Origin of the sequence: Pseudoalteromonas rubra, from assembly GCF_005887115.1 — a bacterium.
Taxonomy (GTDB): Bacteria; Pseudomonadota; Gammaproteobacteria; order Enterobacterales; family Alteromonadaceae; genus Pseudoalteromonas; species Pseudoalteromonas rubra_F.
Genome location: NZ_PNCJ01000028.1, coordinates 15299 through 39415 on the forward strand (window position 1 = coordinate 15299; position 24117 = coordinate 39415).

The 24117-nt window shown below is 48.1% G+C and carries 22 protein-coding genes; 6 read left to right on the forward strand and 16 right to left on the reverse strand.

Going from position 1 to position 24117, the window contains the following annotated elements:
• Positions 1–28: 28 nt before the first annotated feature.
• From atpE to mnmE, 9 genes are all read right to left on the reverse strand, one after another.
• A complete protein-coding gene (gene atpE, locus CWB98_RS17655) occupies positions 29–262 on the reverse strand; it encodes a F0F1 ATP synthase subunit C (RefSeq protein ID WP_008222392.1) in 234 nt (77 codons plus the stop codon).
• A 66-nt stretch (positions 263–328) separates the two neighbouring features.
• Complete coding sequence (gene atpB / locus CWB98_RS17660) at positions 329–1186, reverse strand: F0F1 ATP synthase subunit A (protein WP_054016190.1); 858 nt, start codon at positions 1184–1186, stop codon at positions 329–331.
• A 16-nt stretch (positions 1187–1202) separates the two neighbouring features.
• On the reverse strand, positions 1203–1583 hold the full coding sequence (locus CWB98_RS17665) for an ATP synthase subunit I (RefSeq protein WP_010384869.1): 381 nt from the start codon (positions 1581–1583) through the stop codon (positions 1203–1205).
• A 138-nt stretch (positions 1584–1721) separates the two neighbouring features.
• Positions 1722–2675: a ParB/RepB/Spo0J family partition protein gene (locus tag CWB98_RS17670; protein ID WP_138546056.1), complete on the reverse strand. Its 954-nt coding sequence runs from the start codon at positions 2673–2675 to the stop codon at positions 1722–1724.
• Between the two features lie 15 nt (positions 2676–2690).
• Positions 2691–3476, reverse strand: coding sequence for a ParA family protein (locus tag CWB98_RS17675; protein WP_138546057.1), 786 nt, complete (start codon positions 3474–3476; stop codon positions 2691–2693).
• Positions 3477–3490: 14 nt separating this feature from the next.
• Positions 3491–4111: a 16S rRNA (guanine(527)-N(7))-methyltransferase RsmG gene (rsmG, locus tag CWB98_RS17680; RefSeq protein WP_138546058.1), complete on the reverse strand. Its 621-nt coding sequence runs from the start codon at positions 4109–4111 to the stop codon at positions 3491–3493.
• A gap of 16 nt (positions 4112–4127) precedes the next feature.
• Complete coding sequence (mnmG, locus tag CWB98_RS17685; RefSeq protein WP_138546059.1) at positions 4128–6017, reverse strand: tRNA uridine-5-carboxymethylaminomethyl(34) synthesis enzyme MnmG; 1890 nt, start codon at positions 6015–6017, stop codon at positions 4128–4130.
• Between the two features lie 433 nt (positions 6018–6450).
• The gene (gene mioC / locus CWB98_RS17690) at positions 6451–6900 is read right to left on the reverse strand and encodes an FMN-binding protein MioC (protein ID WP_138546093.1); all 450 of its coding nucleotides are present in this window, start codon (positions 6898–6900) and stop codon (positions 6451–6453) included.
• A 700-nt stretch (positions 6901–7600) separates the two neighbouring features.
• Positions 7601–8965 (reverse strand): tRNA uridine-5-carboxymethylaminomethyl(34) synthesis GTPase MnmE, encoded by a 1365-nt coding sequence (gene mnmE, locus CWB98_RS17695; protein ID WP_138546060.1) that lies wholly within the window; start codon positions 8963–8965, stop codon positions 7601–7603.
• A 97-nt stretch (positions 8966–9062) separates the two neighbouring features.
• Between mnmE and CWB98_RS17700 the strand changes: the two genes are divergently transcribed.
• A complete protein-coding gene (locus CWB98_RS17700; RefSeq protein WP_138546061.1) occupies positions 9063–11210 on the forward strand; it encodes a winged helix-turn-helix domain-containing protein in 2148 nt (715 codons plus the stop codon).
• Here the strand turns inward: CWB98_RS17700 and CWB98_RS17705 are convergent.
• From CWB98_RS17705 to rpmH, 7 genes are all read right to left on the reverse strand, one after another.
• Entirely contained in the window at positions 11205–11966 is a 762-nt protein-coding gene (locus CWB98_RS17705) for a TlpA family protein disulfide reductase (RefSeq protein ID WP_138546062.1), read from the reverse strand. The two genes, CWB98_RS17700 and CWB98_RS17705, sit on opposite strands and share 6 nt — an antisense overlap.
• The gene (locus CWB98_RS17710) at positions 11963–12424 is read right to left on the reverse strand and encodes a TlpA family protein disulfide reductase (RefSeq protein ID WP_249364714.1); all 462 of its coding nucleotides are present in this window, start codon (positions 12422–12424) and stop codon (positions 11963–11965) included. Before CWB98_RS17710 ends, CWB98_RS17705 begins: the two co-directional genes overlap by 4 nt.
• Positions 12425–12451: 27 nt before the next feature.
• Positions 12452–13123 (reverse strand): cytochrome c biogenesis protein CcdA, encoded by a 672-nt coding sequence (locus tag CWB98_RS17715; protein ID WP_138546064.1) that lies wholly within the window; start codon positions 13121–13123, stop codon positions 12452–12454.
• Positions 13124–13335: 212 nt separating this feature from the next.
• Entirely contained in the window at positions 13336–14967 is a 1632-nt protein-coding gene (gene yidC, locus CWB98_RS17720) for a membrane protein insertase YidC (RefSeq protein ID WP_138546065.1), read from the reverse strand.
• Between the two features lie 8 nt (positions 14968–14975).
• Complete coding sequence (yidD, locus tag CWB98_RS17725; RefSeq protein ID WP_249364715.1) at positions 14976–15308, reverse strand: membrane protein insertion efficiency factor YidD; 333 nt, start codon at positions 15306–15308, stop codon at positions 14976–14978.
• 264 nt (positions 15309–15572) lie between these two features.
• On the reverse strand, positions 15573–16007 hold the full coding sequence (rnpA, locus tag CWB98_RS17730; protein ID WP_054016200.1) for a ribonuclease P protein component: 435 nt from the start codon (positions 16005–16007) through the stop codon (positions 15573–15575).
• Positions 16008–16014: 7 nt separating this feature from the next.
• Complete coding sequence (gene rpmH, locus CWB98_RS17735; protein ID WP_010384852.1) at positions 16015–16149, reverse strand: 50S ribosomal protein L34; 135 nt, start codon at positions 16147–16149, stop codon at positions 16015–16017.
• A gap of 677 nt (positions 16150–16826) precedes the next feature.
• Here rpmH and dnaA point away from each other — a divergent pair.
• From dnaA to glyQ, 5 genes are all read left to right on the forward strand, one after another.
• Positions 16827–18233, forward strand: coding sequence for a chromosomal replication initiator protein DnaA (gene dnaA, locus CWB98_RS17740; protein WP_138546066.1), 1407 nt, complete (start codon positions 16827–16829; stop codon positions 18231–18233).
• Positions 18234–18242: 9 nt separating this feature from the next.
• The gene (dnaN, locus tag CWB98_RS17745) at positions 18243–19346 is read left to right on the forward strand and encodes a DNA polymerase III subunit beta (protein WP_138546067.1); all 1104 of its coding nucleotides are present in this window, start codon (positions 18243–18245) and stop codon (positions 19344–19346) included.
• Between the two features lie 21 nt (positions 19347–19367).
• Complete coding sequence (gene recF / locus CWB98_RS17750) at positions 19368–20456, forward strand: DNA replication/repair protein RecF (RefSeq protein WP_138546068.1); 1089 nt, start codon at positions 19368–19370, stop codon at positions 20454–20456.
• Positions 20457–20468: 12 nt separating this feature from the next.
• A complete protein-coding gene (gene gyrB / locus CWB98_RS17755) occupies positions 20469–22892 on the forward strand; it encodes a DNA topoisomerase (ATP-hydrolyzing) subunit B (RefSeq protein WP_138546069.1) in 2424 nt (807 codons plus the stop codon).
• 323 nt (positions 22893–23215) lie between these two features.
• Complete coding sequence (glyQ, locus tag CWB98_RS17760; RefSeq protein ID WP_054016205.1) at positions 23216–24115, forward strand: glycine--tRNA ligase subunit alpha; 900 nt, start codon at positions 23216–23218, stop codon at positions 24113–24115.
• Positions 24116–24117: the final 2 nt, after the last annotated feature.

Consider the following 24117-nt stretch of genomic DNA (forward strand, 5'->3'; position numbering starts at 1 on the left):
AGTTGTTCGTTTCAGGTATTTTGCAATATTAAAGAGCGAACAACATGTACATAGCAATACCTACACCGATCATTGCTACGGCATCGATAAGACCAGCTAGGATGAACATTTTAACTTGTAGTTGAGGCGCAAGCTCAGGCTGACGAGCACATGCTTCTAGGAACTTACCACCCATGTTACCGAAGCCTAGTGCAGTACCGATTGCACCAAAACCGATTAGTAGAGCAACAGCGATAAGTTTAATAGCAACTGCGATTTCCATTTTTATCTCCAAAGTTTCAATAGTAAATTAAAGTTAAAGTTTAAAAAATTCTTTTCTTTCAGCTAATTAGTGGCTTTTTGTGCTAGCCATGCTGAGGTAAACGATCGTCAGCATCATAAATACGAATGCTTGCAGTACGATTACCATGATGTGGAACACAGCCCATACAAAGTGCAGTGGAAGCTGCATCAGGCCGATTGCACCGATCAGGATGAAGATCATCTCACCTGCATACAAGTTACCGAACAAACGCAGTGCCAGCGAGAAAGGCTTAGCAACCAGCGCGATTGTTTCAAGTAGCAAGTTACATGGGATCAGGATAACCATCACTAATTTGTTCTTAGAGCTGAACGGGTGCAGCGTAAGCTCACCAATGAAGCCGCCCAGACCTTTGATACGGATTGAATACCCGATCATCAGAATAAATACGCCCAATGCCAGAGCAGCAGTCATATTCACGTCTGTGGTAGGTACAATCTTCATGTAAACATCATGTGGGTCCATACCAAATGCTTGCTCACCAACGAAGCCGGCGAAAGCAGGTAGGAAGTCAACAGGAACCAAATCCATCAAGTTCATTAAGAACACCCAGACAAAGATAGTCAGGGCCAAAGGCGCGATCAGTTTGCTATTGCCATGGTAAGTGTCTCGCACGTTATCACCAACGAGCTCAACAACCATTTCAATAAAGCACTGGAATTTACCAGGAACGCCTGTGGTGGATTTTTTAGCGGCACTTCGGAAGATCCATAAGAATATAAGACCTAAACCGATGGACCATGCGAGGGTATCTATATGCCATGTCCAGAAACCACTGTCCGCACATGCTTTATTGAAGGCCAGACCGGCATCGGTCGAACACATCTTGGCATTGGTCAAGTGGTGCTGAATATGGCTCGATAGAGTCACTTCTTCTGCAGCCATTGTTTTATCCTAAAAGTTAATGATTAAAAAAAATCAGAACCAACCATTGTGTCAGCATCACCAGCATATAAGTGCCGAAAAACGGCAACATAACCACTGAAAAATGCTTAAAAATCAGCGCAAAAAGCACAACAGTTAGCAAAAATTTTAATCCGTTTCCTCGTTTTAGTGAGGAATACACTTGATTTGCCTTACTCGCACCCATAAATCGGAATGCATAAGCGGCAAATACAAAATTAGGGAGTACCAGCACCGCACCGCCAGCCAACGCCGACAGGCCTGCTTCCACTCCCCAACCAATAAAAACTATTACTGCAGCAATGATAGCTACGAGACCCTGATACAAAACACCTTTTAATGCGGCACGCCGATATGGGCTTGCTAACGAATGAGTCACTTATATTTAACCTTAATGACGCTAAATTTTATCAGGGCTAGAAAACTGGCGAAATTATACTTATTTCTGCTCAATTTGCAACTTGACGAGACGAAATGTAACGCTTTTCGAGCGCCCATTTCGCCTCAGAAGGTAACTTTAGGAGGGTTGTTGAAAATCGGGCTGGATACGCCCCAAAATTCCGTCTAATTCGTCTAAATTTGCATAAGAAATCACCAGCTTACCTTTGCCTTTTTGGTTATAATTTATCTCCACTTTGGCTCCCAGGTTCTCTGCCAGTTGTTGCTCAAGCAGTTTAACGTCCGGATCTTTCTCTTTTGCTGGTTTTTGCTCCACAGGCTCTAGCATCGCGCGCACTAATTTCTCAGTCTCGCGCACTGTCAGCCCTTTGGCGACAGCTGTTCTGGCAGCTTCAGATTGCTGCTCGCCGGTCAATGCCAGCAGACAACGAGCGTGGCCCATTTCAATATCACCATGCTCCAACAAGATTTTTACATCATCATTGAGATTATTGAGACGAAGTAAATTGGTCACTGTGGTTCGTGATTTGCCTACGGCGTCAGCGACCTGCTGATGCGTCAGTTCAAACTCATTGAGTAATCTGTCGAGTGCGACCGCTTCTTCCATGGCATTGAGATCTTCACGCTGAATGTTCTCAATCAGGGCAATGGCCACCGCCGCTTCATCGGCAACATCTTTAATGATGCAAGGCACCACGTCCAGCTCAGCCAGTTGGGCCGCACGCCAGCGTCGCTCACCCGCGATGATCTCAAACTGATTTTCTGCTATCGGACGTACCACGATTGGCTGTAATACCCCCTGGGCCCGAATTGAGCTGGCCAGCTCTTCAAGTGCCTGTTCAGACATATCTTTGCGCGGTTGATATTTACCACGCTGCAAATACTCAATGGGCAACCGCTGTAATTCCTGATCGGTCACCTCATGGCTTTGCGTCGTCTGATCGGGTTCAACGGCACGCTCGGTGCCCTGGGTTTGCGTGACTTCAGGCTGAGCTGATTGCAAAGCAGCAGGTTTTGCTGAACTCAACAAGGCATCCAGACCTCGACCCAAACCGCGTTTTTTCACCGACATTGTTTTTTCTTCCTCTTAGGCAACAGCTGCTGCTTGTTTTTCCTGACGGCGGAGCATTTCTCCGGCCAGTGCCAGATAGGCTTTGGCACCACTGGATGCTCTGTCATAGTACATCGCCGGTGCACCAAAACTCGGCGCTTCAGCCAGACGCACATTTCGTGGGATCACGGTGCGGTAGACTTTTTCACCAAAATGCTGTTTTAGTTGTTCGGAAACATCGTTCGCCAGGCGATTGCGCGGATCGTACATAGTACGTAGGATCCCTTCAATCTGTAACTGTGGATTCACCAGCTTAGAAAGCTGAGTGATGGTATCCATCAGCGCCGTTAGTCCTTCCAGTGCATAATATTCGCACTGCATAGGCACCAAAACAGAGTCAGCCGCCGCCATTGCGTTGACCGTCAACATATTCAATGAAGGCGGACAATCAATAAAAATAAAATCGTACTGATCCAGCACCGACTCCAGCGCATTGCGCAACCGCACTTCGCGGGCAAACAATTCCATCAGCTTAACTTCGGCCGCCGTGACATCGCCATTGGCAGCAATCAAATGGTATTCGCCGGAGGTTTCTTTGCTGATCACGTCCTGAATTGGGGTTTCTTCGATCAGTAGATCGTAAATGGTCGCTACTTCGCCATATTTGTCAACACCGCTGCCCATGGTCGCATTGCCTTGCGGATCAAGATCTATCAGCAGGACCTTACGTTTGGTAGCTGCCATGGAGGCTGCCAGGTTGACCGCAGTGGTGGTTTTTCCCACACCGCCTTTTTGGTTTGCAATCGCAATGACTCTAGCCACTATGTCCTCGAATACTAGTCTTTTTTCAGAATGATTAAATGACGTTCACCATCCAGCTCGGGCACCTGTAAACTAATATCATGTTCCAGGATCACACCGGCGGGCAGGCTATCCAGTTCCTGCTGCGGAAATTGGCCTTTTAATGCCAAAAAGCGGGCTTCGTCATCGACCAGATGTCCACACCACTGAACCATGTCCTGCAACGAGGCAAATGCACGGCTCAGTACACCGTCTAATTTAACACTTGGTTGATATTCTTCAACACGAGACTGAACCGGTGTGACGTTTTCCAGTCCAAGCGCATGTTTTACCTGGGTTAAAAAACGGACACGTTTACCAAGGCTGTCGAGCAGGACAAAGTGTGTATCAGGCAGGGCAATGGCCAGTACGATCCCGGGTAGCCCCGGTCCGGTGCCTACATCAATGTAGTTTTTGCCACTCAGATGAGGCGCAACCACCAGTGAATCCATGATGTGCTTAACCATCATTTCCTGAGGATCGCGCACTGAGGTCAGGTTGTAGGCTTTGTTCCATTTGTCTAGCAGCCCGACATAATCGACGAGCTGCTGCTTTTGCTGTTCAGTTAGCGTGATGTCCGTGTTGGCTAACAGGGCTGTAAGTTGTTCTAATAACACAGTCTTCCGTTTGTTGTTACGCAGACTTGCGCAACAACCCTTGCTTTTTCAGATACACTAATAATAGCGAAATCGCAGCAGGGGTGATACCAGAAATACGAGACGCCTGGCCAATTGTTTGTGGTCTGGCTTCTGAGAGCTTTGCCACCACCTCATTTGACAGGCCACTGACCTGACTATAATCAAACTCTCCGGGAAGCAAGGTTTCTTCATGACGCAGTTGTTTGTTGATCTCATCCTGCTGACGCGCAATATAGCCCGCGTACTTGGTTTGGATCTCAACCTGTTCCAGTGCCTGAGTATTGTCCTGCTCACTGGCCAGGCCTTCAATCTGCATCAGATCTTTGTAACTGACTTCCGGGCGACGGATCAGATCCTCTAAACTGGCTTCACGGGTTAACGGCGACTTTAGCAATTCGTTCACCTGCGAAAGCGCCGGATGATCTTTATGGATCCAGGTATTGCGCAGTCGTTGCGTTTCCTGTTCCATCACTTCCAGCTTATTGTTGTATGCCGCCCAGCGCTCATCATCAACCAGCCCCAGCTCTCGGCCTTTTTCAGTCAGACGCAAATCGGCATTATCTTCACGCAGCAATAGACGGTATTCAGCACGACTGGTGAACATGCGATAAGGTTCTTTGGTCCCTAACGTTGCCAGGTCGTCGATCAACACACCGGTATAGGCCTGATCGCGACGCGGTGTCCAGGCTTCCAGGCCTTTTACTTGCAAGGCCGCATTCATACCCGCTATCAGACCTTGTGCACCGGCTTCTTCATATCCGGTAGTACCATTGATCTGGCCAGCAAAGAATAAACCATTAATGAATTTGGTTTCCAGAGACTGTTTCAGGTCGCGCGGATCGAAGAAATCATACTCGATGGCGTAACCAGGACGACAAATGTGCGCATTTTCAAAGCCCTGGATTGAACGCACGATCTCAAGCTGAATATCGAACGGCAAGCTGGTGGAAATACCGTTTGGATACAGTTCGTAAGAAGTCAGTCCTTCAGGCTCCACAAAGATCTGATGTTTCTCTTTGTCAGCAAAGCGGACTATTTTATCTTCAATTGATGGGCAGTAACGTGGTCCGATCCCCTCAATCACACCCGCATACATGGGCGAGCGGTGCAGGTTATCACGGATCACATCATGGGTTTTCTCGTTGGTATACGTGATATAGCAGGGGATCTGTTGTGGATGATCTGACGCTTTACCCATAAAAGAGAATACCGGTGTTGGCGTATCACCTGGCTGTGCCTGCATCACTGAAAAGTCTACGGTACGCGCATCAATACGTGGTGGCGTACCGGTTTTCAGTCGATCAACACGGAAAGGCAATTCACGTAAACGTTGTGCCAGAGCAATAGAGGGTGGATCGCCTGCACGACCACCTTTGAAGTTCTCCAGACCGATGTGGATCTGACCACCCAGGAAAGTCCCGACTGTCAGTACAACCGTTTCTGCACTGAAGCGCAGCCCCATCTGAGTAACAACGCCCTTAACCTGATCCTGTTCAACGATCAGATCATCACAGGATTGTTGGAAGATCTTCAGATTATCCTGATTTTGCAAGATCTCCTGGATCGCCGCTTTATACAGAGCGCGATCCGCCTGAGCACGTGTTGCCCGTACAGCTGGACCTTTAGAAGAGTTCAAAGTACGAAACTGGATCCCGCCCTTGTCGATCGCTTTGGCCATTGCGCCACCAAGAGCATCGATCTCTTTAACCAGATGACCTTTTCCGATCCCGCCGATCGCTGGGTTACAGGACATCTGTCCCAGGGTGTCCATATTGTGTGTTAACAATAAGGTATTCATGCCCATACGTGCTGCAGCCAACGCCGCTTCTGTACCAGCATGACCACCACCAACAACGATAACGTCAAAATGTTCGTGATAAATCATTTACGGGATCCTACTTAAAAACAACCAGCAAATTTCGAAAGGGTGCGTATTCTACCCAGAAAAACGCAGAAGTGAAACGTTTAAATTTTAATCAGAGCAAAAGGATCACTTAATAATATATAAGGATCTTTTTAAAGATCTTTTATTAGATCTTACTATTAGATCAGCCCTGATCTGTGAATAACGATGTATTCCTTATTTGATCCAAAGAGTTAGATCAGATCATATGATGTGAATTAGATCGGATCATCACGATGAAAAGCTTTGATCAAAGTAGCTATTTATTCACAAGGCAAGATCCGATGAAAACTATCCAATGGATAAGTATGCTTAGATCCGCAGTTAGATCAATGGTTATCCACAATACGATCTAAGAAAGGCCTATTTTGTGAATAACTTCTGTGTAAAAGATCTTACTGTAGATCCCTATACCTTACTGAGCTGCCAGGCTCAGCTGCTGTGTTAGCTCTGGTAACCAGGCAATGGCTGCATCTTCCGGCAATGCTTCGTCTTGTACATCGACCTTTAATACCGGTAAAAGCTGCTGCGCGCCTTTGTCTGTCAGTAACTGCGCACAATTACTGGCGGCCAGGTTATAGGTGTCATAACTTGAGTCGCCAATACCCACCACGGCAAACTGAATGTGGCTCAGATCATCATGCTGTGTCAGTTGCTCTATAAAAGGCAGCAGGTTATCCGGGTAATCGCCCGCACCATAAGTGGAAGTAACCACCAGCCACAGAGGATGCTGACAGGCGTTCAGATCTGGCTGTTCATGCAGATGTGTGCTGAATTCACTGGCATCGAGTTGCTCGGCAAGCTGCTCTGCGACGTATTCCGCACTGCCCATCTGACTGCCTATGATGATCTCAATATTGCGCATGACGCGGTGTACCCTGATTGCTGACTTTCGATCTATTCGCGACATCTTAATGACCTCACAACAGAAGTAAAGTCTTGATCTGAGTTTGGGATAAAAAAATCTTGCCTGATTTGTGTGCAAAGCAATGTGTTTTATAAATAGTTACTTAATAAACAATGGGTTAATAAAATATTCCAGCTACTAATTCAGTGTGCTAGTTGTGGATAAACCGCGTATATCCTGATGTTTTTTGGGGTTATAGGGTAAGACTAAAACGGCCGCTGAAGTGGTAAAATCGCTCTGTTTTTCGGCTTGTGGATAGTTTTGGGGGGATAAGTCGATCTTCAGCCAAAAGTGCATCCCAGTAGAGGATCTATAAACTTTGATCCATATAATAAAATAATCTAAAAAATGGCGATCTTTTTTTGGATCACAGCCCGGTTCGAGTTGGTTTATTAGGCCTGCAGCGTTAAGAAGCCACATTTACGGGTGGTGTATGGCGCAGCTGTGTGCGATTTATGAGCTTGTCGGAGTTGATACAGACTAGGGTGGAGCGTGTTTATGGCCATTATTATTGACTAAAACGGTGCAATTAAACTGGCCAGACTGCACGATATGACACCCGATCAGCAAAACCAAACTGGCCAGAGTAAATAAATAGAAATGGGTGAATTGCCGGGGGAGGGTGCGCAGGCCAGAGTGGCACTGCGCTAACAAAAGGTTATTTACCGATACAAAAAGAGCTGAAGATCTTACCGAGCAGGTCGTCGGAGGTGAATTCACCGGTGATCTCATTGAGATGTTGCTGGGTCAGGCGCAGCTCTTCTGCCAGGATCTCGCCGGCTATGTGCATTTCTAACTGAGTCTGGCCAATCTCCAGGTGCTCTGCGGCACGTTCTAACGCGTCGAGGTGACGGCGGCGTGCCATAAAGCCGCCCTCGGTTGCACCGGTAAAGCCGATACAGGCCTTAAGGTGTTCACGCAGCAGATCTATGCCTGTGCTGTCTTTGGCACTGAGGCGGATCAGGGCATGACCATGGTCGTGACTGGTGCCCGTGGGTTCACCACTGAGATCGACCTTGTTGCGGATCACTGTGATGTCCATGCCTTGTGGCAGCTGTTCAATGAATTCTGGCCAGATCCGGGCAGGATCGGTTTCATCGGTTTCGGTGCCGTCGACCATAAATAGCACGTGATCGGCTGCGCGGATCTCATCCCAGGCGCGCTCGATACCAATTTGCTCGACCTTATCTGGACTGTCGCGCAGACCTGCGGTATCTATAATGTGCAGCGGCATACCATCAATATGGATATGTTCTCTGAGGACATCCCGGGTGGTGCCGGCGATATCGGTCACAATGGCGGCTTCCCGGCCTGCCAGCGCATTGAGTAAGGAAGACTTACCTGCATTGGGGCGACCCGCGATCACCACTTTCATGCCTTCACGCATGATGCTGCCTTGTTTGGCTTGCTGACGCACCACGCCCAGCTGCTCTATGATGGCGCTGAGATCGCCGGCCACTTTGCCATCGGAAAGAAAGTCGATTTCTTCATCCGGAAAGTCAATTGCAGCCTCAACATACATGCGCAGATTGATCACCTGTTCCACCAGCGCATTGATGTGCTTTGAAAAGTCTCCCTGCAGCGAGTGCAGGGCGCTTTTGGCTGCCTGTTCACTGGTGGCATTGATCAAATCGGCAATGGCTTCGGCCTGAGTCAGATCCAGCTTGTCATTCATAAAGGCGCGCTCGGAGAATTCACCGGGCTTTGCCAGCCGCACACCGTTAATCTGACTGATCTCTTTAAGTAGCATATCCAACACCACCGGGCCGCCGTGGCCTTGCAGCTCCAGCACATCTTCGCCGGTAAAGGAGTTCGGGCCTTTAAAGAACAAAGCGATCCCCTGATCGAGTTGTTCACCCAGAAGGGTTTGGAATGGCAGATATTCTGCGTAACGGGTTTTCGGGCACTTGCCGAGTATTGTGTGGGCAACTTGTTCGGCCAGAGTCCCCGAAATTCGGATTATGCCGACGCCGCCCCGACCAGGTGCGGTCGCCTGTGCTGCAATGGTGTCTTGTGCGATCATGATGACCCTTGAAAGCAAACTCTAATTAGCGCTAAGTGTACAGCAAACGCGCGCTGTGAGGTATAGTAGAGGCGGTTCAGAGATAAGGATATAACTTGTGGTGGTATTTGCTCGGTATCGCTTTGACAGCGACAGCTTGGTATTAAAAAAAGATCAACACGTGGTGGTGCTACGCCCTAAAGTCGCCCAGTTATTGCAGTATTTATTGGCACGACCGCAGCAAGTGATATCTCGCGAGGCATTGCTGGAGGCAATGTGGCAACATGGTGAGTTTCGCGATGCAGCATTAACGCAAAGCATGGCGGAGCTGCGCCAGGCATTGGGTGATGATGCGCAGCAGCCCAGCTTTATCCGTACCGTACCGCAGCGGGGCTATCAATGGATCTGCCCGCTGACACAGCCAAAGCACAACAAGCACAAGGTGTTATTGAGTGCGCTGTTAAGTGCCTCCTTGCTGATTGGTGGCGGTGTTATTGCCCAGTTCACTTATACAGATCCTGCGCCGGTGTCGGCGCAGCTTGCCCATCCCGCTTTAACCATTTTGCCTCTGGACAACCAAACCGGGGTCGCCGCCAATACCTGGTGGGGCTATGCGCTGCACGCGGCATTGACGACACGATTGCAATCCGAATACCGTTTGATCCCGGCTGCGCAGTCGACGCAAGAGGATAATAGCAGGCAGGTTGAGCTCACCTTATCGCGCCAGCAACAGCGTTATGTACTGACTATTGAGACCGCTCGGCAACGGCAAAAAATCGTGGTTGAGCAGCTGGATATGGGGTTTGATGACGTCGCTGAGCAGGTCATTACGGCACTGGCGTTATTGCCCGATGGGCAAAATGCGCGTAAACCGGAGCAGGTCGCTTCGCAAGACTATTATCGTGGGTTACAGGCGCTGGATGAGCAGGGCAACAGGCTGGCTAAATCCTATTTTGAGGCAACCCTTATCCAGTATCCGCAGCATCTGGCTGCGCAACTAGAACTGGCGCGCATTGCCTGGCAACAAGGTGAGCTGGCGAAGGCATGGGCCTTGTTTACAGCGATGGATTTGAATGCTGCAGAGCCTGCCATACGAGTACGCCATTATCTGTACCTGGCGGAGTTTTATAAAGCCCTGGGCGATTATGCGCAGGCACAGACTGCCGTGCAGCATGGGCTGACGCTTGCGCAGCGTCACCAGTTGCTGGAGCAACTGGCCACAGCGTATCAGTTACAGGCCGAGCTGTTCTGGCTCACCCAGCAGTGGGATGACTACGCCAGGGCACTGAATTCTGCATACGCGTTAATTGGCAGCCGTGCTCTGGCGTATCGCGACGCGCAACAGGCTTTTTATCTGGCTAATCCGCCCGCCGCCGGGCCCGAAACCAAGCGTTTACTGGACTTAGAACGCAGCAAGCAAGTACTCGCCCAGTCGATAGCTTTTTACCGTCAGTCGCCTCGGCGCAATTTACTGGCACAGGCCTTATTTGCCTATGGGCAGAATTATCTGGTGCCGGTTGCACAGAGTGAGCCGAGCTTGTTAGAAGCGCTGGAGATTGCATCGGAACTGGGTGATGGTCATTTGAAAAAGCAAATACTCACTTACCTGGGATTTTACTATATTCAGTTACATCAGCGCGACAAGGCACTGGTTTATCTGGCACAGGTGGAGCCTGATCCGCAGTTTCTTCCCCACTATGAGTTACACTGGTTGCTGCGCGGCATGGCCATTATGGATGGTGCGCTGAATCAGGATGGCGCGCCGGGGCTTGCGACTGCCATAGAAACCTTTGAGCAGTTACTGGGCTGGGAGCAGGTATCCACACTCACCGCTGCGCATGCTCAGCTGATGCTGGGCTGGAGCCTGATAAAGCAAGGTGAGCTGGTACGGGCCGACGCGTTAGTGAGAAGCGCACAGGCGGTATATCAGCAGCTCAACCTGGTTGAGACTGAAGGCTATGCCCGTTACACACGTATGTATATTCATTTACGCCGGGGTGAGGCGAAACAGGCTCTGACTTTATTGTCTGCACCAGAGCAGGCCAGTCATCTGGAGCTTTTATATGGTGCGGTGGCGGCTTTTCTGGTTGAGGAGCATACGTTGTCAGAGCGACTCAGTGAGCAACTGGCCGCACGGCCCAACAGCGCAGCGCTGGTCAATCAGTTGAGCGAGATAAACGCAGCGCCTGAATCGTCCTTTGATCTGATCAGTACCATTATCGACAAACCCTACAGCGTGTATTGTCAGAGCAACTGGGCCCTATAAAGGAAAAGGCGGCACTTGATTTGCCCGGTAAATCACTTTGCCTTGCCTGTTTTGCACTACCCAGTAGGGTAAGTCTGTCACCTCAAAGCGCCTGAACAGCTGATTGTGGCGGTCAAAAACGATCTCATGATTGACGTTAAAACGCTGCTGATAGGCGCTGACCTGAGTTTGATCCACATAAAACGGCTTGATCACGGTTATTACCGGGTAGTCGATATTGGCTGACAGGTGGTTATTCTGTGCGATCCTGCGTTCGCAATTCGGGATATGCTGGAACGGACACAGGCTGTCGCTGAAGAATAATATCCGAAAGCCCGCACCCGGGCGGGTGGGATCAAAAGGATGCCCGGATAAAGTTTGAAGCGTTTTATCCTGAGCGGGCTGGTCTGCATGTGCTACCGTTGGGGCCTTGCTTAGCGCCTCCCGTTGGCGTACTTGGTTGCCCTCAACCACCAGCCGATAGGGGGTTTGCCTTACGCCATAGCGGATCGCCAGCTGATTGTGGGTGTCTATTTGCAGACCGTCATAGACAGGGAACAGCGCAGTGAACTGATCCACACTGGGTTTATCTATGTTGATGTCCGGATGCAGAAAGCGACGCTCGATATCGGCGTGTGGTTCGGGCAAGGGGGTTTGCTGCACGTACTCATCCCAGAGATTAATAAAGATGTACTCAACCGGGGCGGCGATTGACTGCTGGCTGAGCAAGAGCGCAGTCAGGCTCAGTAATAGGGTGATCGGGTTGTGTAACTTCATGGTTTGTCTCCTGCCAGTGTCGCCAGGTGTTGTCTGAGTTCATCGGTGAACAGGGCGCTGCGGTAAATCTCTTTGCCACTGGCATCGAGCAAAATATGCTGAGGTGTGCCGGTTACTCGATACTGGCGGGTAATGCTACCTGTTGCATCAAACACTGTGGGAAACTGATAGCCATAGCGGTTTAAATAGGTTTTCACGCCCTCGACGGTCTGATTAAAGCCCACATTGACGGCAATGACCTGATAACTTTCCTTTCGGTTTTCAAAGGCCTGCTGGAGCAGGGGCATCTCTTCTACACAATAGGCGCACCAGGTAGCCCAGAATTTCAGGTAAGTGACTTTGCCACTGCTTGAGACTGATTGATCGGCCACTGTTCTGGCCTGCAAAGGGAGATAAGGTTTTGCCGCGGCCGTGGTCGACAGTGCCAGTAACACGATGCCTGTGAGGAATGTCTTCATAATGGTCTCCATAATGGTTTGCTTGCGTTATAGCCAGCTCTTGCCGGCCTGAATAAGAAAATATTGCGCCATGATGAGCAGCAACAGCGCACTGATGGTGGGCATGTGATTGAGCCAGGCGCCTGCGCGCGGCAAACGCGTCACAAATTGACTGCTCAGTCCGGCCAGCAACAGCAGGGTGCTCATACCCAGTGCAAAGCTAAATAACAGCAGTGCCCCGAATATTGGCTGCCCGCTGGTGGCCACAAACAGCAGCAAACCACCGAGCACCGGAGAAGTGCAAGGTGCGGCCACCAGTGCACTGGTCATGCCCATCAGCAGCGCCCCCTGCGAGCCCTGAAATGCAGGGCCCGGTAAACGGGGTAGAGTCAGCCAGCCTTTATTGACCAGAGCCAGATACATGAGCAGATTGGCAAAACCAACCCGCACCCAGGGGTTGGAGGCCACTATCCCAAACAGACTGCCACTGTAGGCGGCAACGCCACCGAGTAGAGCATAGACAGCGGCAAAGCCGAGGCAATACTGCAGCGGTGCCAGTGTCTGGCTGCGGTATCTGGTCAGTGAGGCCAGGGTAATGGGCAGCAGAGGATATACGCAGGGCGTAAAGCTGGTCAGTACACCGCTGAATAAGGCCATAGGTAATAACCACCAGCTTAGGTGCGGTGTGTTTAATGCGTCTAACAGAGGGGGTTCCAACATACAGTGCTCGCTAAGTTGTTACGATGCAGCGCAGCGTGCTACATGGACCTCACTCTGCCTATCAAAGTGGCATAAAATCCACCTAAAATTTTATCAAGATATTGATTTTAATGATTAAGCTGAGCTGAGAGACTGTGAGACTGTTGGGTAGTAATTGCAGACATAAAAAAACGGCCCGCGATGGACCGTTTCTTGTTTATCTGTATTGCGTATTAACCGCGGACCTTCATGCCCTTTTTCTCCATGCCACGATAGATATACAGCATCTGGGCAATTGAGATCAGGTTAGAGACTAGCCAGTACAACACCAGACCAGACGGGAACCAGATAAAGAACACTGAGAAGATAACCGGCATCCAAGTCATCATCTTTTGCTGCATTGGATCCGTCACTGTCATAGGTTGCAGCTTCTGAGTCAGGAACATACTGGCACCAAACAGGATAGGCAGTACATAGTACGGGTCTTTTGAAGACAGGTCTGTCAGCCACAGCATAAACTCGGCATGACGCAGCTCTGTTGATTCCAGGAATACATAGAATAGCGCCAGGAAGATAGGCATTTGCAGTAACAGTGGGAAGCAGCCGCCCATAGGGTTTACTTTTTCCTTACGGTACATCTCCATCATTGCCTGACCGAATTTCTGACGGTCATCGCCATAGCGCTCTTTCAGAGCCTGCATTTTCGGCTGTAGCATACGCATTTTAGCCATTGAGGTGTATTGCGCTTTGGTAAGTGGGTATAGCAACGTTTTTACGATTAAGGTAATCGCAATGATGGCCAGACCCCAGTTACCGATAATGCTGTGCAGGAACTTCAGCAAACTCAGTAGTGGCTGAGAGATAAACCATAACCAACCGTAGTCGACTGTCAGATCCAGGTCTTCATGCAGCGCTTCCAGTGCGTCAGTGTCTTTTGGACCCATGTAGTAAGTGGCGGTGAGCTGTGCAGTGCCATTGGCCTGAATATTGGTTGCTTCGCCTTTTACACCTATGATGCTGTTGTTATTACGCAGTGAGCTGTAAATGGTGTTGTTCTTTTCCTGACCTGGTACCCAGGCACTCACAAAGTAATGCTGAATAAAGGCAACGTAACCGCCCTGAGTATTTTTATTCAGGTTAGCATCGGCCATATCAGAGAAAGAGTATTTCTCATAAGGCTCTTCGCTGGTGCCATAGGCTGCGCCCAGATAAGTCTGGTCAACCATGCTGCCTTTTTCCTGAACGGTGCGCTTGATTTGGGTATACAGTTGCACCTGCACTGGATCAGCCGTTGGGTTAGTCACATCGTATTCCAGTGCCACATCATACTGACCTGGTTTGAATACAAAGGTTTTGCTGAACTGAACGCCTTTACTGTCAACAAACGTCAGCGGTACACGCAGCTCATCACCGTTTAATGTGTAGCTGGTTTGTTCGCTTTGATAGACCGGGCGACCCTGGCTTGATGCATCCGGGCCATTCAGGCCAATCAAACCGCTTTGCGCAAAGTACTCTTTGCCTTCAAACTCACCCAGTAACAGGTAAGGCTGGTCGCTGCCATGGGTTTCGGCGTGTTGTAGTAATTTCGCCTCAACAATGTCACCGCCACGGGTGTCGATTTTCACTGCCAGTACATCAGTGGTTACCGAAATGACTGAGCGAGTAGCCACAGTGGCCTGCATTGGCACATCAGCCTGACTGGAAGCCGGTACATCGGCCTGGTCATTGTTTGCGGGGCCGGCCACTTGTTGTGTGACGGCACTGGTATCAGCATTGGCTGCGGTTTGTTCCTTTGACCACTCTGTAAAGAGTAAAAAGGTAACCAGCAGCAAGCCGATAAATAAAAACGTGCGTTGCGATTCCATAACAGCTCTTATTTCTCGTGTTGTTTATCTTGCGTTGATTTAGCAGGCACGGGATCAGACCCGCCTGCACTTAAAGGGTGACATTTTAATATGCGTTTAAGCGCTAACCAACTCCCTTTTGCAATTCCATGTAAATTAATTGCCTGAATTGCATAGTGAGAGCAAGTTGGGGTATAGCGACAGTGTGGTCCCAACAGCGGACTAATCAATTGCTGATAAAAACGGATCACACCTAATAGCAGTGTTTTGATCAGTCTCTGGCATACCTTAAATGGCCACTGGATCCACTTTATACATTGCTGCCTCAGGCGCGATGATAGTGTGGAAGGGGAGTGATTCATGATGATGCCGTCAGAACTGATAACCAATCCCCAAGAAACAGCGGGAAATTGGCGATTAAAAGGTGAGCTAACTTTACCTTATCGGGGTCAAAATAGCCATTGAGCCCCATGCGATTTTAGCGAATTCACTGTAAGTTGAACTCGACCAGTCGTCGTTTTCGTGGGTTTATAGTGCAAATTGAGTCTATAAGTTGCGCGGCAAACACAGCGCTGGCTGAGAGCGTGCAGACACGATAAATCAGCATACATTAGTGTACTGTGATGTTAAGACTGTTTGGGGCTACGCTGTTTAGACGCAGGGCGCTTTTTATTGTGGCGTTTATGAGGTGGTGGCTTAGGTGCACCTGGTTTACAGCGTTCATTCACTTTACGCCATAATTTTGCCAGTTGTTTGCTTAGCTCTTCATTTGTTTGCTCGTCTACGCCAGTTTTGACCATCAGCACGATATCTATGTTATCCAGCTTATGACGGTTTAAGCGAAAGCTTTCACGGGCAAGACGTTTAATACGATTACGTTGACAGGCTTTTTTACAGCGTTTTTTAGCAACAGTGAGTCCAAGACGCGGGTGTCCAACATCATTGGGTTTAGCTAACAAAGTAAAGTAGGGAGTTGCTGCGCGAGCGGGTTCGTTAAATACTCGGGAGTAATGCGAGGGAGTTAACAGACGTAACTCCCTGCTGAAGCTAAAGTCTTCCACTTATATATTAAGCAGAAAGTACTTTACGGCCTCTAGCACGACGACGCGCTAGTACTTTACGGCCATTCTTCGTTGCCATACGTGCACGGAAACCGTGAGTACGCTTGCGTTTAAGAACGCTAGGTTGAAAAGTTCTTTTCATAACTAATCCATCCGATCGGTTAAAGTTTAAAACATCCTATGCAGGTCGCGATCCTGGCACAGGTGCCATTGCGAGCGCGAGATATTAATGCCGCGGCGTAGGAAAGTCAATCATAATCGCGCCATCAAGCATAGATTTTAGCCAGAAATAACAAAAAACGGTCATTCGCCTTGCTATCGCCAGAGAAAAACAAGCCACATTATACCTATATAAAGAATAGAGTGGGATCTAAATCCTCGCATTCGCGATCCGGCACTTAATTTAGATCGGATCTGAGTGGTGGGTGAGTGTGATCAACTCAGATCGGATCAAAGTTGGGTTTTCCACATGCCTTGGGTGAAATATGGCAACATCCTCTGGAAAACTTAAAATGATCGTGTTTTTTTGATGAGATCTTGGTGTATTTTTGCTAAGATCAGTAAACAGGGTGAAAAATAAAATGTCAATAAAAACAAGCGGATGAGTTTGTTTCTGGGAAAGATCCTGAATTTTAAAAAAGTCAATATTGATGTTGTGGATAAGATCCCCTCATAATACCCGGCTTCCACCTATGTATTTATGATAATAAACAAGCATTTCCGTCGATCCTTTGGATTAGCTGTGTATAACCTTGTTGGTAAATCCTGCGATATCCTGAGTTTTTATGTACGGGAATATTAACTATTTCGGAGTGCGACGTGTATCTGTCGGTTTGGCAAAGTTGTTTATATGTTTTGCAAGATGAGCTGCCTTCTCAGCAGTTCAACATGTGGGTGCGACCACTACAAGCAGAAAGTACCGAAGATACCTTAACCATCTATGCGCCAAATCGGTTTGTTTTGGACTGGGTGAGAGAAAAGTATTTAAACCGCATCAGTGAATTGCTGACGGAAATCTGTGGTGACGAAGCGCCGGAGCTGCGTTTTGATGTTGGTAGTAAGCCTATTGGTGCAGTCAATAATAGTGGCCCCGCTTCTGGCGAGAGTGGCCAAAGTGTCCAGGCCGGAAGTGTTGCTAAGCCGGTTGTATCAACGGCGGGTGCCCCAAGTACCGCTAAAGTTGAACCTGCCCCTAAATCTGGGGTGAAGTCCAATATAAAAGAAAACTACACGTTTGATAATTTTGTTGAGGGTAAATCGAACCAGCTGGCAAAAGCGGCTGCAACTCAGGTTGCTGATAACCCGGGTTCCGCGTTTAACCCGGTTTTTATTTACGGCGGTACAGGTTTGGGCAAAACCCATCTGTTACACGCGGTAGGTAACGGCATCATAGATAAAAAGCCAGACGCAAAAATTGTCTACATGCATTCTGAACGTTTTGTTCAGGACATGGTTAAAGCGTTACAGAACAATGCCATTGAAGAATTTAAGCGTTACTACCGCAGTGTTGATGCGCTGATGATCGACGACATTCAGTTTTTTGCCAATAAAGAGCGATCGCAGGAAGAATTCTTCCACACTTTTAATGCCTTATTAGAGGGCAACCAGCAGATCATTCTTACGTCGGACAGATACCCAAAAGAAATTGAAGGGGTTGAAGATCGACTTAAGTCTCGCTTTGGCTGGGGCCTGACGATTGCCATAGAGCCTCCGGAATTGGAGACACGTGTTGCCATTTTGATGAAAAAGGCACAGCAGAGTAATATCAATCTGCCTCATGAAGTGGCCTTTTTTATTGCCAAAAAGTTACGCTCCAACGTGCGTGAATTGGAAGGCGCACTGAACCGAGTGATTGCTAATGCGAACTTTACCGGCAGGCCCATTTCCATTGAATTTGTAAAAGAAGCGCTGCGCGATTTGCTTGCACTTCAGGATAAGCTAGTCACGATTGATAATATTCAACGTACTGTGGCCGAGTACTACCGGATCCGAGTATCTGACTTATTGTCTAAGCGTCGGAGTCGCTCAGTTGCCCGACCAAGACAAGTGGCGATGGCGTTGTCTAAAGAACTAACCAATCACAGTTTGCCTGAAATTGGTGATGCTTTTGGCGGGCGCGATCACACAACCGTGCTACACGCGTGTCGCAAAGTGAAAGCACTGCGTGATGAAAGTCACGAAGTGAAAGAAGATTATCAAAACCTGATCAGAACATTGTCGTCTTAAGGGCCTAGTATGCAAATTACGATTTCAAGAGAACAGTTTTTAAAACCCTTGATGCAGGTCTCGGGTGCCATTGAGCGAAAACACACACTACCTATTTTATCCAACGTGCTGGTTGAGGTAAAAGAGGGTGTGTTGTCTATGACGGGCACTGACTTAGAGATTGAATTGGTTGCGAAAGTCACATTGGAAGAGCAAGTTGCCAATGCGAGTATTACTTTGCCTGCAAAGAAGTTGCTCGATATCTGTAAGAGTTTGCCAGATGGGTCTTTGCTGCAATTAAGCAGCCAGGAACATCAATTGCTCTTGACCAGTGGCCAAAGTCGTTTCTCTTTGACAACTTTGGCTGCAGAAGATTTTCCTAATCTTGAGCAGTGGGATGGTGAAGTTGAATTTCAGATCACACGGTCAGAACTACGCCAACTGCTTGAAGCAACACATTTCTCGATGGCTAATCAGGACGTACGTTACTATTTGAACGGTATGTCCTTTGAAGTCGACAACAGTGAAATTAAAACGGTCGCAACCGATGGTCACCGTCTTGCGATTGCGCAACACCAGTTAGCAGAATCACTTAATACACAACGCCAATTGATCATCCCGCGTAAAGGTGTTCAAGAGATCATGCGTTTGTTGCCAGCAGACGATGAGCCTTTGACCATCCAGTTTGGTAGTAATCATATTCGTATTTTAGATCCAGAGTTTACGTTGACCAGTAAGCTGGTGGATGGGCGCTTCCCAGATTATCGCCGAGTATTACCTCGTGGTGGGGACAAGTTGGTGAATGCGAACCGAGAATGGCTACGCAGTGCATTTCAACGTGTATCCATCCTGTCGAACGAAAAGTTCCGTGGTGTTCGTCTTAACCTGTCGAATAGCCTGTTAAAGATCAGTGCTAATAACCCTGAGCAAGAACAGGCGGAAGAAACCGTAGAGGTTGAGTATCAGGGTGATGATCTGGAAATTGGTTTTAACGTGTCATATTTGCTGGATGTATTAAACACGCTTAAAACGGAAGATGTGCAGTTTACATTAGCTGATACCAACAGCAGCGCCCTGATCGAAGGGGCAAGCGATGATTCGGCAATGTATGTCGTTATGCCGATGCGCCTTTAGAAGTTAGGTGTGTACTCTTAAATGAGTTTAAATCAAATTAGCCTCAATAACTTTCGTAATATTGAGGCCCTTTCTTTCTCGCCGAGCGACCAGATCAATATCATTTTAGGTGAAAACGGCAGCGGAAAAACCAGCCTGCTTGAGGCCATTTATTTCCTTTCCAATGGACGCTCATTTAGAACCAACAAGCACAAACTTATGATCCGTCATGAACAGGATAAATGTGTCGTTCATGGAAAAAAACAACTTCATAGTTTGTCTATTCCTATTGGTATTAGCAAAGATCTTCAAGGCGAAACCCAGTTACGGATCCAAGGCCAGTCGAGTAGAAAAATCGCTGAATTGGCGCAGATTTTACCAACACAGGTGATAACGCCAGAAAGCTATGAATTGTTTTTTGGTGGTCCAAAAGAGCGGAGAAAATTTCTAGATCTTGGGGTGTTCCACGTGGAACATCAGTTTTATAGCGTCTGGAAAAACTTCAATCAGGTACTCAAACAACGCAATGCTCTACTTAAATCGAAGCCAGCCCAGTACCAGCTTCAGATACGTACCTGGGACAGAGAGTTTATACGTCTGGCAGAGCAAATAAATATGTTCAGAAAGGCGTATATAAGTAGGTTTGAGCGTCATTTTTTTGATAAGATAGGGGATATAAGCCCCATCTTTAAAGGCCTTGAAATGCGCTATGACGCTGGCTGGAAAGGGGACTTAGCTGATGTGCTAAACGCCCAACTGGAGCGGGATAGCAAGCTTGGCTATACAACTAAGGGGCCACATAAAGCCGATTTTAATTTTTATGCAAATGGTCACGGGGTTGAAAATATACTGTCTCGGGGTCAGTTAAAGTTGACTCTTTATGCGCTAAAGATCGCACAGAATAACTTGATTGAGGCCGAGACCGAGAAGCAATCCATATTGCTGATCGACGATTTACCTTCGGAGCTAAGCCAGGATACGATGCTCAGCATCGCGCACTTACTTGCAGAATGTCAGTCACAACTGTTTATTACTGCAATAGACTCTGAAAGTATCCAGGCCATTGTGGAACCCATGAAACGAAATGTTGAGATGTTCCACGTGGAACATGGCCGCTTAATAACAAAATAATTGGAATACACCATGTCTGATAATTACGATTCATCGAGTATTAAAGTACTGAAGGGATTGGATGCGGTAAGGAAGCGTCCGGGAATGTATATCGGGGACACTGATGATGGTACTGGACTACATCACATGGTCTTCGAAGTCGTTGATAACTCAATCGACGAAGCGTTAGCAGGACACTGTGACGATATCTTCGTTACCATCCATACCGATGGTTCTGTGTCAGTACGCGATAATGGCCGTGGTATCCCAACGGAACTGCACCCAGAAGAAGGGGTATCTGCGGCAGAAGTCATCATGACCGTGCTACATGCAGGTGGTAAGTTCGATGACAACTCTTATAAAGTATCAGGTGGCCTACACGGCGTAGGTGTTTCTGTTGTAAATGCACTATCAGAAAAACTACAACTAACAATTCGCCGTGATGGCAAAGTGCATCAGCAGAAATACACTATGGGTGTACCAGATGCGCCACTGGGTGTGATTGGCGAAGCTGAGAGTACGGGAACTGAGCTGAGATTCTGGCCAAGTGCTGAGACTTTCTCTGATACTAACTTTCACTATGATATTTTAGCAAAGCGGCTACGTGAGCTTTCTTTCCTGAACTCTGGTGTGAGCATCATCCTCAGCGATGAGCGTGAAGAAAATAAGCAAGACCATTTTAAGTACGAAGGTGGTATTCAGGCGTTTGTTGAATACCTGAATCGCAAAAAAACACCTGTTCATCAAAATGTATTCAACTTCACTTCAGAACGTGAAGATGGCATAAGTGTTGAAGTATCCATGCAGTGGAATGATGGATTCCAGGAAAATATTTACTGCTTTACTAACAACATTCCTCAGCGTGATGGCGGTACACACTTAGCGGGCTTCCGTAGTGCCCTGACTCGTACGCTAAACAACTACATGGAAAAAGAAGGCTTTAACAAGAAAGCGAAAACAGCAAGCAACGCGACAGGTGATGACGCGCGTGAAGGCTTAACGGCTGTCGTGAGTGTTAAAGTGCCTGATCCAAAATTTTCGTCTCAGACTAAAGACAAGCTTGTTTCAAGTGAGGTGAAAGGTGCGGTTGAACAAGCAATGGCTGAAAAACTAACTGAGTATCTACTAGAAAACCCGGGTGATGCTAAAACAGTTGTAAGCAAAATCATTGATGCGGCACGTGCCCGTGAAGCTGCGCGTAAAGCGCGTGAAATGACACGTCGTAAAGGCGCCATGGACTTGGCAGGCCTGCCGGGCAAACTGGCAGACTGTCAGGAACGCGATCCGGCTGAATCTGAACTCTACATCGTGGAGGGTGACTCAGCAGGCGGATCGGCTAAACAGGGCCGTAACCGTAAGAACCAGGCAATTTTGCCTTTGAAAGGTAAGATCCTGAACGTTGAAAAGGCACGTTTCGATAAGATGCTGTCTTCACAGGAAGTCGCGACACTTATCACGGCTTTGGGGTGTGGTATTGGCCGTGACGAATACGACCCGGAAAAGCTGCGTTATCACCGTATCATTATCATGACCGATGCAGACGTCGACGGTTCGCACATTCGTACGCTGCTGTTGACCTTCTTCTATCGTCAAATGCCAGAAATCATCGAACGTGGTTATGTGTATATCGCACAGCCACCACTTTATAAGGTGAAAAAAGGCAAACAAGAGCGTTATATTAAAGATGACCACGCTCTGACAGATTACCTGACGACCTTAGCGCTGGATGGCGCAAGCATCTACTCAAGTGAAGGTGCAGAGGCCATCTCGGGTAACCGTCTGGAAAATATGGTGCATGATTATCAGAAAACTCTGAATGTCATCGACCGCCTGACGCGTAAATATCCGCGTGCAATGATGTCTCGTCTGTTATACCAGAATGAGCTGAGCGAAGCCGATCTGAGTGATGAAGCGAAAGTAACGAGCTGGATTCAGGCGTTCGTTGCTGATCTGGACAAACATGATGAAGATGCCACTATCTACAGCGCTGAAGTGAGCTATGATGATGAGCGTCATATGTACTACCCAGTGGTCAATATCCGCCAGCACGGCGTAGATAAAGCATATACACTGAACTATGACTTCATTACCTCGAAAGACTATGTACGTATTGTAAATACAGGTAAGGCCGTAGCTAATCTGATCAGCGAAGGTGGTTATGTACAGCGGGGTGAAAAGACCCAACCTGTCGAAACATTCGCAGAATCACTGGACTGGTTGATTGCTGAGTCTAAGCGTGGCTTGTATACACAACGCTATAAAGGGTTAGGTGAGATGAACCCTGATCAGTTGTGGGAAACCACTATGGATCCTACAGCACGTCGTATGTTACGAGTGACCATTGAAGATGCCATTGCGGCCGACCAGTTGTTCGCAACTCTGATGGGTGATCAGGTTGAGCCTCGTCGCGATTTCATCGAGCAAAATGCGCTACGTGTTGTAAACCTAGATGTATAAATAAGAGCGTGTGTGAGTGCTCATCATTGATGATATAGAGCCTCACAATTCATGACACTCGTCAAAAAGCCACCTCTCACAGGGTGGCTTTTTTGCGTCCTGGGAAGAGCATTGTGACAAAGGAGAGAAGTACCGCTTCTTAAACCCGACATCATTTTGAGTACGGGTAAGCGGTATTTTTACGCGCTTTTTTAGTGATAACGCTTAAAACAGCGCGGCGCTCGCGGTATACTGAGCATAATTTTCAGACATAATTAGCCCGATACTTTGCGGTATTTATTGCGCAAATCGGGTTCCATGTACCATACAAAAATAAGCCAACTATGCAAAAATACGATATCAAAACCTTCCAAGGGTTGATCCTGGCTTTACAGGACTATTGGGCACAGCAAGGCTGTGTGATCGCGCAGCCACTGGATATGGAAGTGGGTGCGGGGACGTTTCATCCGCTGACTTTCCTCAAGTCGATTGGCCCGGAGCCAATGTCGAGCGCGTATGTACAACCTTGTCGTCGCCCGACTGATGGTCGTTACGGTGAAAACCCAAACCGTCTGCAGCACTACTATCAATTCCAGGTGGTATTGAAGCCATCACCTGAAAACATTCAGGAGCTGTACCTAGGATCTCTGGAAGCGCTTGGCATCGATACCCTGACTCATGAAGTGCGTTTCGTTGAAGATAACTGGGAATCACCAACTCTGGGTGCCTGGGGTCTGGGTTGGGAAGTTTGGCTCAATGGTATGGAAGTGACTCAGTTTACATATTTCCAGCAAGTCGGTGGCCTGGAATGTTCGCCGGTTACGGGTGAAATCACTTATGGTTTAGAGCGACTTGCAATGTATATACAAGGTGTGGACAGCATCTATGACTTGGTCTGGACTGATGGTCCTATGGGCCGTGTGACTTATGGTGACGTGTTCCATCAGAACGAAGTCGAGCAGTCGACTTACAACTTTGAACATGCGGATGTTGACGCTTTGTTTAAGCAGTTCGACCAGTGCGAACTGGAAAGTCAGAAGCTGATCGAAGCGGGACTGCCATTGCCGGCTTATGAGCAGGTGATGAAGGCATCACACGCATTCAATCTGTTGGATGCCCGTCATGCGATTTCTGTGACAGAACGCCAGCGTTATATTTTACGTGTGCGTGCACTGTCTAAGGCCTGTGCTCAGGCTTACTATGAGGCCCGTGAGGCACTCGGATTCCCGCTTTGTAAGGATTAATC